15 protein-coding genes are annotated in these 17,175 nt (G+C 33.7%); all 15 read right to left on the reverse strand.

The features are described from left to right. Positions 1-103 precede the first annotated feature (103 nt). The 15 genes from HS960_RS00905 to HS960_RS00975 all read right to left on the reverse strand — a co-directional run bounded on the left by HS960_RS00905 (position 104) and on the right by HS960_RS00975 (position 17,151). Complete coding sequence (locus HS960_RS00905) at positions 104-598, reverse strand: GNAT family N-acetyltransferase (protein WP_121125665.1); 495 nt, start codon at positions 596-598, stop codon at positions 104-106. A 70-nt stretch (positions 599-668) separates the two neighbouring features. After that, entirely contained in the window at positions 669-1,655 is a 987-nt protein-coding gene (locus HS960_RS00910; protein WP_182331033.1) for an aspartate aminotransferase family protein, read from the reverse strand. A gap of 33 nt (positions 1,656-1,688) precedes the next feature. Beyond that, positions 1,689-2,492, reverse strand: coding sequence for a phytanoyl-CoA dioxygenase family protein (locus tag HS960_RS00915; protein ID WP_153847661.1), 804 nt, complete (start codon positions 2,490-2,492; stop codon positions 1,689-1,691). Positions 2,493-2,561: 69 nt separating this feature from the next. Beyond that, positions 2,562-3,593 (reverse strand): GNAT family N-acetyltransferase, encoded by a 1,032-nt coding sequence (locus tag HS960_RS00920; RefSeq protein ID WP_182331034.1) that lies wholly within the window; start codon positions 3,591-3,593, stop codon positions 2,562-2,564. Between the two features lie 45 nt (positions 3,594-3,638). Next, complete coding sequence (locus tag HS960_RS00925; protein ID WP_153847659.1) at positions 3,639-4,787, reverse strand: glycosyltransferase family 4 protein; 1,149 nt, start codon at positions 4,785-4,787, stop codon at positions 3,639-3,641. A gap of 97 nt (positions 4,788-4,884) precedes the next feature. Continuing rightward, positions 4,885-6,267, reverse strand: coding sequence for a pectate lyase family protein (locus HS960_RS00930; RefSeq protein ID WP_153847658.1), 1,383 nt, complete (start codon positions 6,265-6,267; stop codon positions 4,885-4,887). Positions 6,268-6,468: 201 nt separating this feature from the next. Continuing rightward, positions 6,469-7,569 carry an NAD-dependent epimerase gene (locus HS960_RS00935; protein ID WP_182331035.1) on the reverse strand — a complete coding sequence of 367 codons (1,101 nt, stop codon included), beginning with the start codon at positions 7,567-7,569 and terminating at the stop codon, positions 6,469-6,471. A gap of 53 nt (positions 7,570-7,622) precedes the next feature. Beyond that, positions 7,623-8,744 (reverse strand): glycosyltransferase, encoded by a 1,122-nt coding sequence (locus tag HS960_RS00940; protein ID WP_153847656.1) that lies wholly within the window; start codon positions 8,742-8,744, stop codon positions 7,623-7,625. 13 nt (positions 8,745-8,757) lie between these two features. Further along, entirely contained in the window at positions 8,758-9,672 is a 915-nt protein-coding gene (locus HS960_RS00945) for a glucosamine inositolphosphorylceramide transferase family protein (protein WP_153847655.1), read from the reverse strand. A gap of 56 nt (positions 9,673-9,728) precedes the next feature. After that, complete coding sequence (locus HS960_RS00950; protein WP_153847654.1) at positions 9,729-10,826, reverse strand: glycosyltransferase family 4 protein; 1,098 nt, start codon at positions 10,824-10,826, stop codon at positions 9,729-9,731. A 38-nt stretch (positions 10,827-10,864) separates the two neighbouring features. Further along, complete coding sequence (locus HS960_RS00955) at positions 10,865-11,461, reverse strand: sugar transferase (protein WP_121125655.1); 597 nt, start codon at positions 11,459-11,461, stop codon at positions 10,865-10,867. Beyond that, positions 11,439-12,749 carry a DegT/DnrJ/EryC1/StrS family aminotransferase gene (locus HS960_RS00960; RefSeq protein WP_153847653.1) on the reverse strand — a complete coding sequence of 437 codons (1,311 nt, stop codon included), beginning with the start codon at positions 12,747-12,749 and terminating at the stop codon, positions 11,439-11,441. Before HS960_RS00960 ends, HS960_RS00955 begins: the two co-directional genes overlap by 23 nt. 55 nt (positions 12,750-12,804) lie before the next feature. Further along, complete coding sequence (locus HS960_RS00965) at positions 12,805-13,905, reverse strand: glycosyltransferase (protein ID WP_182331036.1); 1,101 nt, start codon at positions 13,903-13,905, stop codon at positions 12,805-12,807. 239 nt (positions 13,906-14,144) lie between these two features. Further along, positions 14,145-15,989: an asparagine synthase (glutamine-hydrolyzing) gene (gene asnB / locus HS960_RS00970; RefSeq protein ID WP_313181371.1), complete on the reverse strand. Its 1,845-nt coding sequence runs from the start codon at positions 15,987-15,989 to the stop codon at positions 14,145-14,147. Next, a complete protein-coding gene (locus HS960_RS00975) occupies positions 15,979-17,151 on the reverse strand; it encodes an O-antigen ligase family protein (protein ID WP_153847650.1) in 1,173 nt (390 codons plus the stop codon). Before HS960_RS00975 ends, asnB begins: the two co-directional genes overlap by 11 nt. Positions 17,152-17,175 lie beyond the last annotated feature (24 nt).

Consider the following 17,175-nt stretch of genomic DNA (forward strand, 5'->3'; position numbering starts at 1 on the left):
ACTAAGGAATTATATATTGGCTCATTGGCGCCATACGTAGGCTTTCCATTGCTCTTTGTGAAAAAGAGTAATTAATTTTCTCATGATAGTAAGTGAACTAAGGTTAGATGGGAAACTCTTTTTTATTTAATTTCATTTTAATAAATCCATTTACTTCATTGGAGCCTACTGCAACAAAACCCATTCTTTCGTAAGTTTTATAAGCAGGAATATTTAATGGATTTACCTCTAATAAGACACATTTTAAACCTAGTTCGAAAAAAGCATACTTTAATATAAGCTTTGTAGCTTGCTTGCCTATTCCGTTTCCCCATAAGCTTTTTTCACCTATGAATATATGAAAGGATGCCAGTCCATTATTTATAGTTAATAACTGAATATTTCCTATGTATTGATTGTTTTCTTTAAGACAAATTGCAAACCGTCGTTCATCCTTATTCTCTAATTTGCCTTTTATCCATTCCTGTTCAGTTTCTAAAGAAACGTATCTATCAGGTTTAAATTCAGTATATTTCCAGATGTCAGAATCATTTCTCCACTGATAAGAGACATTTGCATCGCTTAAAACCAATGGTCTTATATAAACTAAATTATCCATCCTATTTTTTTAAAAGATTTAAAGTAAATTCATAATGTGAATCAAAAAATAAAGAGGCTAGTAAATAGAACTAAGATGCTAGTTCATGTATTATATCTTTCAACACACAAACTATTCGTTCCATATCTTTTATAGTATACCGATGATCTATTGGTAGTGGGACAAGGTGTTTTGCCAGATGATTTTCAAACATCTGTTCGTTTGTCCACTTAAAAACATTAGGCCAATAGGTAGGAACAAATATTTTATTCGCTATAAGTTTAGTTTTAACTTTATCATTTGAAATAAGAAGAGGGTATACCATAGGAACAGCATCTAAAGGTATTTCAATATCAAGTTCATTTATTAGAGCCAAATTTTCCTGCAGATAATTATAGTTTTGTTTTCTTATTTTTTCACTGTTTTGATAATTAATTCCAGAAAGAATTTTCTGCGTTACAACAGACATCTTTTTTATATCGTTGTTTTCAAGACTTTTATCGTTTTCAACAAAATCCCCATATGAATTTTCACTCCCAACATCGATACTCTTTATAAGATGTAACAATCTATCAAAAGATATGTCCGTTTCTATGTTCAATCGGAGACTACTATTAAGTTGCAAGTAAGCACCATCAGAGACGCCAAAAAACTTTCTGCATGAATATATTGTATCGATGTTATCTATTGGTTTTGAAAAGAAGGCCTGCGAATTATCAACAATTAAATTTTTAACGTTTTTGCTTAATTTTTCTACTGTATGCTGTTTTATGCCAAAATAGTTGGTATACAAAAAGCATTCAGTATATCCAATTTCAAAATCAACAATAGGGTCTAACTGTTTATCCAGTGTATAAAACTCATATGGAACTGCCAATTTTAACATAGGTTCCAATATCGTATCACACGTAAAATAGGGTATATAAATTTTAGTATACCCCTTAACCTTCAATATATATTCTAATGCATTTCTGGTTGTATTTAATTTTATGAGTGAAGGATAGTATTCTTCGCCATTTGAGAGTTGTAACTGAAAAAAGCCTCCAATGGTTTTCTGAAGTTCTTTTTGATCTTTCATAAAAATTGGAAGTTAAATTTTCTCAAAAAACTATTAACCTTGACTCGATAAATACATTCTTTTATGAGGAGGTTGATAAAACTCGTACAAATCTGATGGAATTCTGGCGTTGTAACCAACAACTTGCCTTAAGCTTTCACTTAAAGATTCTCCAAATTCATAACCTAAATATCTTGGAAAATCAAACATCGGCTTAAAGAATGGTTTGGTGAAACTTAATGTTAATACTTTTCTAGCATTTTCAGTATAATTTTTACCGGCAGCATGCCATAAGTTAGAATCAAACAAGATAATACTGCCTTTTTTTGTTATCGCCCTGTCAGCGTGTTTGTAAAAATATTCCTCACTTGGTTTAATATCTTCTTTGTGTGAGCCTGAAAGTAAATAAGTAGCACCATTCTCTTCTGTAAAATGATCAAGCAACACAATCATTTGGATCATCATTTTCATATTTCCGGTAAAACTTCTCAAATCCCGATGAATATTTTGAACATACGGCCTATCGTTTTTCATGTTAATAACCGCGCTAAACCCATTTAAAATATAGTTTCCACCTAAAAAGAAGCGTATTTCCTTATCACAAAACATTTGTTCTAAAAAATGTAAACTAAAATTGTCACATTCCAATAAATGATGAAGGGTTCCCTCCATATTTGTTTCAATACCGTTTTGGGTTTGGATTTCTCTTCTTTGCAAATAAGCCGGTTCCAGGTCATTAATAATTTGAGTAATCAGCTCTTCATTAAGAGCGTTTTCATATATAACCCAACCAAACTGATCAATTGCATTCTCAAAGTCACTAATAGTAGCTCCAGAGTAATTAAATATATTTTTCAAAGCATACAGATTTAATGGTTAAAAATTTATTTTTTTTAGAAAACCCGGTATTTTGAAATCGGATTGTTTTTATTTAATGTCCATTTCAGGGTAACGGTACAAGGGGAAATAATTTATATTTAAATCGTTCTTTCTTTCCTTGATCAGATCATTGTATACGACTGTATCCGATACAAATTTCCAGGTAGAATCTTCGAGAAACAGATTTGAAAAGGATGATTTGAATTTAAATAAGGAGTCTTCCCGACCTCCCAAACCACCGCCCAGGTGAAAATACTTCATTCCTAGCTGCCTACCTATTATACTTATTTCGTCCGTGAGTAACTTACTGGGCGATTGATTAACATAATCGACTGCTGTGGCAGACAGATGGTTTCGTATTATGCCTCCACAACACATAATAATTGCGCCGCAAATCATTTTAATTCCATCATACATCACGATTAACTTGCAACTATCCTCTTTAATAATTGCTGCAAAATAATCTTCGTTGAAAAAATAGCTTTTTTCTGCTTTCAGCCGGTGCATGTTCTCATTGTACATGGCCGTAAATAAACTTATTTCATCTCCGGTTTTAGCTTCTTTAATAATGTAAGGCATCTTTCTCAAGTGTCTGATTTGTCTGCCCATCCTTTTTTCATAGCCTGTTCTTTGCTCTTCAATAGAAATGGATAAGTCCATGTATACAGTTTTACCATTGTTGGAAATACCTCCTATTTTTTCAATCAACACTTTCTGGTCAATAAAAGGATTAAGTCTACAGAAAACACAGATATATCTTCCAGTGTTCATGAAGTTTAAGAAGAAATACTTGAAATTTTCAAGTATCTGGTCACTTATTTCTGCAAATTTTCTATTAGAAATCGGCCCTGAATAACCATATACAGAAGTCAGGTCATATAAACCTGAATTTTCAATTTCTCTTTTTAGCAGAGGTAGCACAATAAACACATCCGATTCTTCGTAAACGAAAAGAAATGGATCCCCGTTTTTCTCTAATGAATGATAGTGCCAGGTATGATAAAAATCATAGTTTACAGAATTATGGACATATGCTGTCCATTCTTCCGATTGTTGAAAATTGATCAAGCGATATGCCATGACTTATAATATTTTTAAAGAACTACAGTTTTTTAGATGTACAAGCTAGCCAACGTTCATGATTTTCAGCATTTCTGCATTGACAAGGTTCACATCAAATTTCTCTTTGGCGAATTTTCGACCATTGATACCATATGAGATAATATCTCGGGTATTATTTATGTAGTGCTCCATTTTGGAAGCAAGCGCTGGAATATTTTTTACCGGAACCAAAAAACCATTAGTACAGGAAGGTGAAACATTTACAGTTTCACGACATCCAACAGAATCGCTGGTAATGATGGCCCTTCCCATGGCCATGCCTTCTAGGATACATCTGGGAACACCTTCTCCATAATACGAAGGGAGTACAACGATGGATGAATTTTTTATATACGGTCTTACGTCATCCACTTGCCCAATATATTCTAAGGTATCTCCAGATTGAATTTTGAAATACAGTTCTTTGTTAATGGAGTCAATGTTATCATCAAAAGAACCAATAAGCCTGAATTTTATATCCGGGTATTTGGATCTGATGGTTTTCGCGGCTTCAAAAAACTCATTTACACCTTTTGCATTGATAAGGCGGGATATCATTAGAAAACTGATATTAGTAGTTTCTGGTTCAGAATAATCATAATGGCCCAAATCCACACCAGAACCATTTACTACAAATGCCTGATGTTTAATTCCGATTATACCTGATTCTATTAATTTATTATAATCATCTCGGTTCTGAAAAATGATTCTGACCCTCCGGTTTTCCATCAGGCTTAACTTAAGCAGTGTTTTGGTTATCAGGCTCACTATACTTTTTTTAGAACTATTATCGGTGAAATTATACCCCAGTCCGGTTAACATCGGAGTTATACAATCTATTCCACAAAGCTTTGCTATAATAGTTCCATAGATTACAGGTTTAAATGTGTAGGGAAAGAAAATATCCGGTCTTAGTTTCCTGATAACCTTGTATAATTGAATCATGTATGTAAGATCGGAGAGGATCGATACATTACTTCCGTTCAGATGATTTTCAAAAACAGTTACTCCAAGATTCTTTAGCTTTTCTTGAACATGCTGTTGTGAAATTTTTGGGGTATAAACAAACACCTCATTCTTCTTGATAAGTTCTTCAATGAGTTTACCCCTAAAATCAAGTAATGTACGCGGAGAATCGCACGCTATCAATACTTTTTTTCTATTTTCTGCCATAATAGTGGAATTAAAAAGAATTATACATGAACCAAAAGGCCACCTGACTTACAGTCAGATGGCCTTGCAATTAAATGTTTTAACTTACTTCTGTTGATTATAAAGTTGCGCCAGCACCTTTCATCACAATAGATGGAACATTTGCTGCAGCACTAAGTACTGATTTATATTCGTAAGTAGGTACCCAATTTGAAGGGGCCGTAGTAATTTTGTTTTTTCCAGAGTTATCAAATATATTGGTATTTTCACCGCTGATAACACCTGCTACAGGACTAAGTTCTGTTCTGATCGGAAGCGTAGTGTTTTTGAAATAACTATTTTCCACTCTTACAATTGCCCCCATAAAAGAGCTAACAAATCCTGCATTGTCATAATAGTTATTGAAAGTATGAACAGTTCCATATCTTACATTCGGACAACGTTCTGAAACATTATAGAAATAGTTGTTATGTACAGTAACACGAAGTTTACCAACAGATTCAGGTTCGTTGTAACTAAAACCGATCAGCATAGCTTTATGGTTGTCGTACAGCTTATTCCATGATAGTGTAACGTAATCAGCACCAGTTCCTACGTCCAACAATCCATCATAGTAATCCCAGTCGCTTACCCGTTCTGATGAAAGGTCACAGTGATCTACCCACACGTGGTGTGCACCACCTTTGATAATTATATTTGAATATGTTTTAACTTTGCTGATTGTCATATTCCGGATAATGATATTGCTCTTCCCGTAGATAAACAAACTTGCACCAATCAGTTTAGATCCGTTAAGGCCCAGAATCGTTTTATTAGATTGTACTCTAAGTAATCCAGATCCTGTAATTGTACCAGAAACTTGTATAATTAATGGTGCCGAGGATGAAACAGCACTTTGAAGCGCTGAAAAAGTTGACACAGTTACCGTCTGGCCGCCTGCACCTCCTGTTGTTTTACCATTTACAGAAGCATATCCGATAGGTTCATTAGTAGATACTGGAGGATCTGTGGTACCGGTTGGCGGAACTACTGGAGGTAATGTAATGCTTTGATTTCCTACAGTATAGGTGTATTTCTTACGATTGGTTCTCGGATCTGAGTTATCAGAAGCCGAAAGAAACAAGAAGCCCGATTTATGACTGAAACGACCTTTACCTAAGTTTCTGATTTCCTGGTGTACAGAGTGCGAAGGGCCTATTTCAACACCATTTTCAAATACTCTTACGGTTGATGCAGTTGGCTTATCGTTTGTGTCGCTTATTAAATTGGCGTCCATCGGAATTCGTACCGAAAATCCGCCATCGGAAATACCTTTTGAAACATTTACTGTGAATACAGAAGTTGAAGTTGTTGAAACAACACTTTGTAAATCCACATCGTTAGGCGCATCAATTGTTAGGTTTTCTACCCCTTCTTTTTGACATTGACTAAAGGTGAAAATTGTAAACAGTAGTGAGCTAAATACTAGCACTTTTGTAATTAATTTTGTTTTCTTCTGCATGAATTTGTGTTTTAAATTTACATCTTGGGCGCAAACCTAAAGGATTTGTAAATTAAAACACAATGCAGATAATGAAGTAGTTATCTAATTTAATTTTGAATATTTTTTTGTTAAGACTTGATATTTAGTTAGTTGTGGTTTTTCAAATTTTTGTTTTCGAGTAAAATTATTCAAGTTGTTAAAAAACCTTATGTTACAGTATTATGACAAACCATTTGCGGTTTGTATAATTTTTGTCTGATTTTGATAAGACACTGTATAATAGTTGTTGTACCATTTTACAAAATTTTTCACCCCTGTTCCCACACTTGTTATCGGTTGATAATGAAGGTTATTGGTTAAATCATTAATGTCAGCAGAAGTTTCGGCAACATCTCCGGCTTGCATAGGCAAAAAAGCTTTATTGGCTTTAATTCCAGTATGTTTTTCGATTTCATTAATAAAATTTAACAAACTTACCGGTTCTCCTCTTCCAATGTTATAAACAACGTAAGGTACTTTTGAAGTCGCAGGATCAGGGCTTTTCGCATTCCAATTTGGATTTGCTTGTGCGGGAGTATCAATTACTCGAACTATGCCTTCGACAATGTCGTCAATATAAGTAAAATCTCTACTCATCTCACCGCTATTGAAAACTTCTATTTCTTCACCTTCCATTATTGCTTTAGTAAAAATATATAAAGCCATATCTGGTCTACCCCAAGGACCGTAAACTGTAAAAAATCTTAAACCTGTCGTTGGCAAATTGAACAAATAGCTATAGGCATGAGCCATTAATTCATTACTTTTCTTAGATGCAGCATATAGTGAAATGGGATGATTTACGCTTTCATGTGTAGAAAAAGGCATTACCTTATTTAATCCATACACACTTGATGAGCTGGCATAAAGTAAGTGTTTAATTTTAAAATTTCTACAGCACTCTAAAACATTCAAAAAACCTTTTATATTAGTCTCTACATAAACTTCAGGGTTTGTGATACTGTATCTTACACCTGCTTGTGCAGCAAGGTTGCAAACAGCATCAAACTGAAAAGTTTCAAAACAAGTCGCTAAACTTTCACTATCACAAATATCCAATTTAATAAAAGTATAGCTTGGATATTTAGTACTTATCCTACTTATACCATATTCTAGTTCTGTCACATCTATTCCTGTTTCTATAAGTCTATCGTGTTTTAAGTTGACATCATAGTAATCATTGATGTTATCTATACCTACTACTGTATCTCCTCTTTCTAACAAACGTTTGGCTAAATGGAAGCCAATAAATCCGGCCGTGCCTGTGACTAAAATTTTCATAAGATATAAGTTTATAGATGAATTATAGATTGTTTGAGTCTTTTTATTAAAAGTTATAAGCTATTTACCCGGTGCAACTCTTCCAGAATGGAACTAATAAATAGCTCAGGACTGCGATCTTTGAGGTAGTCTTGCCTGCTATCGTTTTTCTGGCTGGGATAATCAGCGAGCGCAAACCCTATAGCTGATGTTAAAGAGTTGATATTATTGGGTTCAACTTTAAGAATAGAAGGTATTTTTTCAATGCCGCCGGCGCAAAGGGTTGAAACAACGGAGTCATTTACTGCCATCATTTCAAGCAAAACATTTGGAAATCCTTCTTTAATAGATGAGACAACACATAGTTTTGCTTTTTTATAATATGGTATTGGATTATCAACATGCCCCATTAGGATTACTCGATCTTGTAGACCGGTGTCTTTTATTAAAGTATTGAGATTTTTCCTTTCTTTGCCTTCTCCTAATATCAATAACTTTAGGTTCTCATGCTGTTGTGCAATTTTTTCAAATGCATGGATTAGTATTGAAAAGCCCTTTTCAGGAATTAACCTGCCGGCTGAGCAAATAAATTCTGAATCTGTCAGACTTTCATCTATAGAGGCTTCTGCTTTTCTTAATATATGATTTAGGTCAATCGGATTTTCTATTATTACAGCCTTATCGTTTGGGATAAATTTATTTTGGGCTAATAGCTGATTACGCATAATTCCCGTTTGGCAGACGATTAAATTAACGGCTGGATAACCTAATTTATAAGCTATCTGATAGCTTAATTTTTTGAGACCTGTATAACGGGTAAATACCGAAGTACATTCACGGACAATCAGGTTTGATTTTAGGTACCCAACGCGTTTGAGTAGGCCTAAATATGAATTTAGGTAAGGATTTGTGCTTATGATCGTGTAATCTTTTCTGTAAGGGTACAGCTCTTTAACAAGTTTTAAAAAGCCGATCAACATCGCCCCTTTAGTTAAATGCTTTACCTCCTGTTTTTTTGGTATGAAAAGGCGAGAATCAAATATATGTTTCAGAAATATTAATGGACTGTTTGTTACACCTGCTGCCATACACAGGATATTTTCTGCTCCACCTGCAGTATCAGACATTGATACAAATAATAATCTATTTGAAATCGTATCCATCCTTTGAAAATAATCACATTTTTCAGCTAACATTATGCGCCAATATTTAGTAAAGAACTTTTTTTAATAATCTATGTACGGGAGTAATGGGAGAATGTGTTCTTCTCTTTCCATCTACAACAATCAAATTGTCTCCAAAGCTGATATTATGCATACCTTCCAAATAAGGGGCTTCCGGAAATAATTCAAAATCAGGATCTGATTTAAATGAATGTTCAGAAAGTTCAGAAATCTTATTAATAATTATGGATCCTCCGTAACGGATTTCCAGATTCTGAGTTGGGCGGTAAAGTTGCCCGTTTACTATAAATAAGTTTCCGGCACTCCTGCAATTTTTTGAACTTACCGGAATGGGGTTTAATGCATGTGGTTTAAATTCCTCCTCTAATGAATCTGAATAGTATATGTATAGATTATTTAACATGCCATCTATATTGGTAAATAGCCAATGTTTTCCCTTGTAGTAGATAATCGAAGTATCTACATAGCGTGGCCCCACTAGCAAAACCCTTTTCTTCTTCAACTCGGTCGAGTTTTCATGATCCAGCTGATACAGACTTACTTCACCTGCATCTGCTGTTTCTGGAATGCAATAAAAATTTGACTTTTCTTCAAAAATGTATGGGTATGAAAAGTGTATCCCTTTTGGTGTAAGGCCAGATATCCTTTGTTTAGTGCTAAAATTAAAATTTTTAATTCTTGAAATTTTGCCTTTAATTTTCCAAAAGTTAAGCTCCTCATAGTAGATGAAAAGACTGGAATTAATTTTGACAACAAAGGGGTCTGCCGAATAATGGGCTTCATCCTCCTCCAGCCATACTACTTTTCCATTAAATCTTTTTCTCCGGATTAAATCTGCAGCAGATTGTTTAACAAATCCTATATTCCATTTGTCTGCACCAAAATACCTGTCAATTACGTTTTTCATGTTTTCATCAAGATTAAATAACAAGAATTTCATTATCCAAACCTGATTATGCAAATTCTTAAAAGGTTCTGTTTATTTAGTATTTATGTTTAGATCACAAGGTATGCATCTACATGTTTCTTACACGAAGTTCCTATATGGTAGTGCTGTTTAAATGAATTCAGGCTATTTTCTTTTATCTTTTGTTTATCTGGATAGAAAACGGCTCTTTTTATCGTTTGATAATATGAATCCACACTATTATCATTGCTCAAGAAGCCGGTGTCCTCATTCTTAATCATATCTTTAACACCACCGGCCTTAGTACAAATCGATATACATCCAACTGATAATGCCTCAATTAAGGATATAGGCATCCCTTCATAAAAGCTTGATAAGCAGAAAAAGTCTGCCATACTTAGAAAATCAGCGATATTTTCTTTTCCTCCAAGAAACTCAACGTAAGGGTCGTCTTTTATCAGTGAATAAAGATGATGATATAAGGATTCATCACGAACATCACCGATTATTAATAGTTTGCATTTTTTCTCTTCATTTGTATTAAACTTTTGTACAGCTTCAATTAATAGCTGCTGGTTTTTCACTTTCATAATCCTTCCCACATGAATTAAAAGGAAAGAGTTTATATTTTCTTTATATCTTTTAATAAGTACAGGATATTCATCAGTCAGAGTTAAAAATGGACGACCATTTTCAATTACAATAACATTATCCAAACCATAATATTTCTGAAATGATTTGCCTCCATCATTTGAAACTGCGACAGGAATTACCTTATTCTTCTTGTAAAGAGTTTTACGAAATGCCTTAATTAAAAAATTCGGACATTCGGATTCGGCTGTTGAATGGATGGTGTGAAAAAACTTGCAATTACCACTCATAAATCTATACAAAAGCAAATACTCAAAAGCATTTAAGTGCGTGTGAACTATATCCGCTTTTTGCTTAACCAGCCAACTGGTCAATTTAAAAAGTACCCGGAAATTTAGACCTTTGCCCTTGTGTAGGGATAAATAACTTATCTTCCCACTGATTTCATTAAGAAAAGTTGTATCAGCATCATTATCACAAAGAGAAATTAAATATATTTGATACTGATCATTCTTTGCCAACTCATTACATAAGTCGACAACAAAACGCTCTGCTCCACCTCTTCTAAGTGCACCTATAATGTGAACGATTTTCATTTTGCTGATGAGTTTTAGAATCGTATTAATTGACTGGTTTATCCAATCGCAATTTTTCTTAAAGTCAGAAATATGATTTTCAGATCAATCCATAAATCATGATTATTGATGTATTTCAGATTTTGTGTAATTTTTAATGGGATTATTTCTTCTATATAGAAATGCTCTGGATCATTGGATTTTTCCAAAAGTTCGCATTCGTCAGAAAATTCAATTGATGCCCAATCGGTAATTCCCGGTTTAACGGAGAGTACCCTAATTTGCTCCTCGTTATAAAGATTTACATATTTACGAACCTCAGGGCGGGGACCAACAAAACTCATATGGCCTTTTAGTATATTTAATAACTGAGGTAATTCATCAAGTTTATATTTTCTTAACCAATATCCAATTTTTGTGATACGAGTATCGTGATTGCCTATGGTAAGTAGTTGTTGATCTGTCTGATGCACATACATAGTTCTGAATTTGAACAGCGGAAAATCTTCCACGTTCTTTCCCACCCTGATCTGACGATAGAATATTCCTCCATTCGAATCTAGAAGTATTAGTATAGCAATTACTACAAAAACCGGACTAAGTACAATTAGGCCAAATGAGGCTAATAAAATATCAAATATGCGTTTGGTGTCCATGTCCAAAAATTCTTGTTGAAACGATTGCTTTTCTTGTTTTCTTATTTTTATCTTTAGCCTCTGCCTGTGCTGGTTTGTTTACTTGAATTTGTACGGTGGCAATTACCGATTCAATAATAAATTGTATTTCGGCATCTGAAAGCTGAGGGTAAAGAGGCAAAGAAATTTCACATGAGTATTGCTTATAGGCGACTGGATAATCTTCTATATGATACCCAAGGTTTTTAAAATAAGTAAGCATAGGCATCGGTATAAAATGTACGTTGGCGGCTACACCTAGTTGGGCCAAATCATCTATTATCCGATCCCGCTGTGCTTCGGTAATACCCATTATTCGTAGTGGAAACAAATGGTGGGAAGATTCTCTCTCATTATCCTGCAAAGGGGGCTTTATAAACCAATCCATTTGTTCCAAGCCCTTACAATATTTTGAAGCTATTTCTTTACGCTTAGGCAATAACTCATTAGTGTATTTTTTTATTTGTGCCAAACCAATAGCAGCACATATATCTGGCATATTAATTTTTAACCCTTGAAATAATATATCATAACGCCAACCACCACCTTTTGATTTAGCCAAGGCATCTTTGTTTTGTCCATTAAGTGTATATATCTTTAGATATTCATATTCTGTCATTGCATTAAAACTGCGAGGAAGATTTAAACAAATACAGCCCCCTTCAGCTGTAGTGATATTTTTTACTGCATGAAATGAGAATATAGCTATATCGCTCATTTTAGCCGAAGACAAACCGTTATACGTTGCACCGATAGAATGGGCTGCATCTGCGATCAATAAGATACGTCCTAAAAGTTGTTGTTTATCAGACTCTGCTGTAAACATATTATTCACCTCCGATTCCAGAATAATAGCTTTTAGTTCAACATAATTACATGGCCATCCTGCAATGTCTACAGCTATAATAGCTTTTGTTTTCGCAGTTATGGCTTTTCTGACTTTTTCAGGATCTATACAAAAATCATCGTTGATATCTACCATTACAGGAATAGCACCACAATGCAAAACACTTAAAGCGGTTGCACAATAAGTGTAAGCTGGTATAATTACTTCATCTCCCTCTTTAATCCCAAACCATTTTAACATCAGTATTGCTCCGGATGTCCAGGAATTTACACAAACTGCTGCATCAGAATTGGTAAGTTTAACTATTTCTTGCTCGAAAGATTTAACTTTAGGTCCGGTTGTAATCCACTTATCTTGAAGTGTTTGTACTACTTGGTCAATAACCGATTGATCAATAAACGGAGGTGAAAATGGAATATTCATAATTCTAAAATTTAAGGTGGTTAAATGTCTGTTTCAGTAAAAGAAAGGACATTGATTATGCATTATGCAATATCAAATCTTTCCATTTTGGCAGAATGTTTTCTATAGAATTTATTTGAGTTATTAACTGCGCATTGCTAGCAACTTTTACTCTAAGGCTTTCATCGGCTAATAAATTATCCATTGCGGAAGTAAGTTTACCAGTATTATTTGCCTCTATTAAAATTCCATTTGCTTCATTTTCTATTATTTCTGATGGGCCAAACTCACAATCCATGGCAATACAAGGACAGCCAAAACTCATCGCTTCTATTAAAGCATTTGGGTATCCTTCATTTCTGGATGGTAGAACAAACAATTCGGCTTGATTATAATAATCCTGCAGATTATCTTTTGGTCCAATTAGTTTAGCCCGTTTTTGCATACCCAATTTTTCAATTTGGTTGGATAGGTTTTCATATTCACTTCCGCCACCAACAATTAATAAATCAACGTCATCAGCTTTAATTTTACTATAGGCCTCAATTAGTTGGTCAAATCCCTTAATATAGGAAAGACGACCAACTCCTAAGATGAACTTCTTGTTGTTTACCGGTTTAACAGAGGGCGATTTAAATACATTTAAAGGATTTCGGATAATTTTAAAATTATTTAATCTTTTAAAAGATTTATGGTTTCTAATGCAGTCCTCTATTCCTTTGGCTGGTATAACTATAGCCTTAGATTTTTTATATATGATATAGGAAATTCTTTTTAAAAAGAAGTTGAATGAATTAATCGTATGAACAGGGGTAGTTCGTTCCGAAACTATAAAGGGTGTTTTAATTAAAGAGCAAGCTAAACCGGTCCATAAATTTGCTGTGGTCATAAAAGAAATAACACAAGTTGGCTTTTCTTTAATAAGCAAATTAGACAATCGTAGAAATATTAATAATGCATATTTAATACGGTTAAAAATATTTTCCTTCTCCCTCTTTTCTAATAAATTAATCATCTTGACATGAGATGAAATTTGATAACCTGGTTCGGCTTCATTGAGACAAACAACAAAAACGCTCAATCCTTGTTTACTAAATTCATTTGCCAATATAGATAACACTCTTTCTGCCCCTCCACTATGAAGGTTATTAATAACAAAAAATAACTTATTTTTCATATGTGTTTAATCTGTCTTTTATCTGTCATTAACTTGTTCCGAGTTACCGGAATGGAATACACACGCGGGATTTGTTAACCATGAGTGTTTCATAGTTGACAAGTATCTGGAAAACTTCAATGATCAAAATATTTAATGGGGCAATACCAACGATTAAAAGCATTAAAAAAAGCCATACATGCCTGAAACAATGCTTTTTTTTTAGTTAAAGAAGAAGTAAAGGGTATTATTATTCGGTGCTAAATGTATTTATTGGGTGCCAAATTTTTATAAAATCCAAATTCTTGATACCACTTAGACAATATATATATTCTCCAAATAAAAGATGAATAGTCATGCTTTCCTTCTAAATGCTTTTTAAAAATATCTTTAAACCTGGGTACATTTAAGATAGGAATCTGACGTAAAAAATCGTCTGTTAGATTTTCTTCAAATTCACTACGCAGTTCATTTCTTATCCAGCCGGCTAAAGGCACAGCAAATCCTCTTTTGGGTTGGTCAAATACTTCTTCAGGAATGTATTCTTTCAGAATATCCTTTAATATTTTTTTTCTTCGGCCTTTTTCGTAACGAAATGATATAGGAAGTGTTCTTGCAAACTCAATGATATTATAGTCAAGAAATGGGCTTCTTACTTCTACTGAATGAGCCATACTGGCACGATCTACTTTTACATTACTATCGTTTTCTAACCACAATTTAATATTTAAATCAGCTGTTGCCTGTAACAAATCTTTCGACCATATTTTATAGCCATTATAGTGGGACAACCAATTAAAGTTTCTCTTCTTTAGAAGAGAGTCATATCCAACAAATATACCTGCAATGAAATCATATTTTGAAGCAGCATTGAGTATTCCTTTATAGGAAAGTGCGCGGGCACCCAGGAAATTAAAACTTAATACGCTGGCGGCCATTTTTCTCAAAAAATAGGGTACAAACGTAATTTTATCTGCGTAAGGCACTAATCTAAAATGGTTGTATCCAAAGAAACTTTCATCCCCCCCATCTCCAGACAAGACCATGGTAACAGATTGCTTCGTTATTTTATTCAACAGTAAAGAAGGCAATGCAGAGCTATCTGCAAAAGGTTCATCGAACACTTTTACTAATTGGGGAATCATTTCTAAAATATCTGTTGCTTTACAAATTGTTTCTGTATGTTCAGAACCTATAATTTTTGCATATTCTGCAGCGATCTTGCTTTCATCATATTCCGGATCCTCAAAGCCTATCGAAAATGTTTTGATAGGATCCTTTGAAACCGTTGAAGCAATACTGGATATTAGAGCAGAATCTATTCCTCCGGAGAGAAATGATCCAAAAGGCACATCTGCTTGCAATCTTATTTTTACGGCATCTTTTAACAGATTGTGCAACTTCTCTTTGGCCTCATTATAAGATAAGCCCACTTCGGCGACCTCCTTCAGATTCCAGTACTCTTTAACTTCGTATTTTTGTCTGTCCAAATCAATCTCCAGATTATTTCCAGGAGGTAATTTATAGACATTTTGATAGATCGTGTATGGGCTGGGGATATAACCGCAGTCCAAATACATCGATATAGCTTCATCGTTTATTTGTTTGTGTTGGCTTATTGGACGTAACTGGCTGCAAATTTCAAGTTCACCGTCCTTCCATGAATAATAAAAGGGTTTTACACCTAAGCGGTCGCGTGAACAAAATATTTTTCTTGATGTGGCATCATATATAGCAAAAGCGAACATTCCGTTTAGTTTCGGCACTAAAGCAGCTCCCCATTCTTTATAACCTTTTAATAACACCTCCGTATCGCTGGTTGTATCAAAAGTATACCCTAGAGCTATTAAATCTGTTTTTATCTCCTGAAAGTTATAAATTTCACCATTGAACACTATAACAAGGTCTTCAAATGTCATAGGTTGATGTGAACGAACATTTAAATCTAAAATGGATAGTCGTAAATGTCCAAAAGTCAAATCAAATACTTTTTGAATCCCTAAATAGTCCGGTCCACGGAATTGTATAGATTCCAGTTTTAATTTTACGGCCTCCTCTTCAATAGGAATATTGGTTAAATAAATTCCACACATACTAAAATGCATTTATATTTAGATACTCAACCTGATAGTTCTTGACTTGGTGAAGATCTAAATGTTTCTTTTCGGATACTTTCTTACCCAGATCTATTTGAATATATAGCCACATCGAAACAAATAATACCAGGTTATTTTCAAAATAATTATGATTGGTAAGCATGTACATTACTAAAGAAAATGAAACCAGAAAAATTACCGGATTATCATGAAACATTCTTATGCCATTAATTAAAAAAGACCCATATATCCATAAAAAATAGAGAAGGACAAAAAAGCCAGCTTCACCAATAACCATTAAAAAAGTGTTGTGTACACCATTTTTTACGGTGTAAGTATTGTATTCAGGTCCAAAAATTTCTCCGCTAAAGGAATGGTATCCATTACCCAAGATTGGATTGTTTAAAATTTGATTATAATAATGGGACCAGGTTTCTGTTCTCGATTCTTCTTTTAAATCATCATTTACTTTTCCTTCAAGTATTCCTGAAAATGCATGCATTCTTTTCGTACTTAAATCCAGTTTATCTCCAAATGAAAGAAACAGACCAAATAAAACAATACCTACTAGTATTTTATATACATTTTTATAATTGATTAGCAAAGATATCAAATTGACTAATATCCAGATAAATAAGAAAGTCCTGGAGAAAGTAAGAAAGCCGGCCATTGAAAATAGTAATTGGCCAATGATTTTTAATTTTTTGTTATTTATTGAAAAACTTAGAGAATAACCTAATATACAAGCATAGCCAGCTGCATTAGGGTTAATATAATACCCTCTATATCTGCCACCAATACCTTCAATAAAAATAGATTCAAAAATTATACTTAAACAGCCTATTAAAAGTACTATATATATATCTTCCTTTGTGGTATCGCTTACAACACTTGCCCCCATAACTATGACAATAAAATATTTAATAAGCGTTACTAAATAACCATCGTCATTTTGTGCACTGACTATTATCGATATCAAAAAGAATAAAAGACCGAATACGATAAATGGAACTATTGGCTTCTTATTCTCACTTAAAAAATAATAAACGATTAGGAGAAGGAAGGTGCTGTAGCTTAAAAGCTGACCAATTGCGGCATTAACTTTAACCAAGAAATAACTTGGAAGATTGCAGAAAACTAAGAATAAAATAATAATCTTAAGATATTTCATATCGGAAATTATTTAATGTATAAT

The sequence above is a fragment of the Sphingobacterium paramultivorum genome, assembly GCF_014109745.1.
GTDB classification, from domain to species: Bacteria; Bacteroidota; Bacteroidia; order Sphingobacteriales; family Sphingobacteriaceae; genus Sphingobacterium; species Sphingobacterium paramultivorum.

Excerpts from the sequence above, each read along its gene's own strand:
- HS960_RS00905 (WP_121125665.1), bottom strand. The coding sequence starts at position 598 with ATGGATAATTTAGTTTATATAAGACCATTGGTTTTAAGCGATGCAAAT.
- HS960_RS00910 (WP_182331033.1), bottom strand. The coding sequence starts at position 1,655 with ATGAAAGATCAAAAAGAACTTCAGAAAACCATTGGAGGCTTTTTTCAG.
- HS960_RS00920 (WP_182331034.1), bottom strand. The coding sequence starts at position 3,593 with ATGGCATATCGCTTGATCAATTTTCAACAATCGGAAGAATGGACAGCA.
- HS960_RS00925 (WP_153847659.1), bottom strand. The coding sequence starts at position 4,787 with ATGGCAGAAAATAGAAAAAAAGTATTGATAGCGTGCGATTCTCCGCGT.
- HS960_RS00930 (WP_153847658.1), bottom strand. The coding sequence starts at position 6,267 with ATGCAGAAGAAAACAAAATTAATTACAAAAGTGCTAGTATTTAGCTCA.
- HS960_RS00935 (WP_182331035.1), bottom strand. The coding sequence starts at position 7,569 with ATGAAAATTTTAGTCACAGGCACGGCCGGATTTATTGGCTTCCATTTA.
- HS960_RS00940 (WP_153847656.1), bottom strand. The coding sequence starts at position 8,744 with ATGTTAGCTGAAAAATGTGATTATTTTCAAAGGATGGATACGATTTCA.
- HS960_RS00945 (WP_153847655.1), bottom strand. The coding sequence starts at position 9,672 with ATGAAATTCTTGTTATTTAATCTTGATGAAAACATGAAAAACGTAATT.
- HS960_RS00950 (WP_153847654.1), bottom strand. The coding sequence starts at position 10,826 with ATGAAAATCGTTCACATTATAGGTGCACTTAGAAGAGGTGGAGCAGAG.
- HS960_RS00955 (WP_121125655.1), bottom strand. The coding sequence starts at position 11,461 with ATGGACACCAAACGCATATTTGATATTTTATTAGCCTCATTTGGCCTA.
- HS960_RS00960 (WP_153847653.1), bottom strand. The coding sequence starts at position 12,749 with ATGAATATTCCATTTTCACCTCCGTTTATTGATCAATCGGTTATTGAC.
- HS960_RS00965 (WP_182331036.1), bottom strand. The coding sequence starts at position 13,905 with ATGAAAAATAAGTTATTTTTTGTTATTAATAACCTTCATAGTGGAGGG.
- asnB (WP_313181371.1), bottom strand. The coding sequence starts at position 15,989 with ATGCATTTTAGTATGTGTGGAATTTATTTAACCAATATTCCTATTGAA.
- HS960_RS00975 (WP_153847650.1), bottom strand. The coding sequence starts at position 17,151 with ATGAAATATCTTAAGATTATTATTTTATTCTTAGTTTTCTGCAATCTT.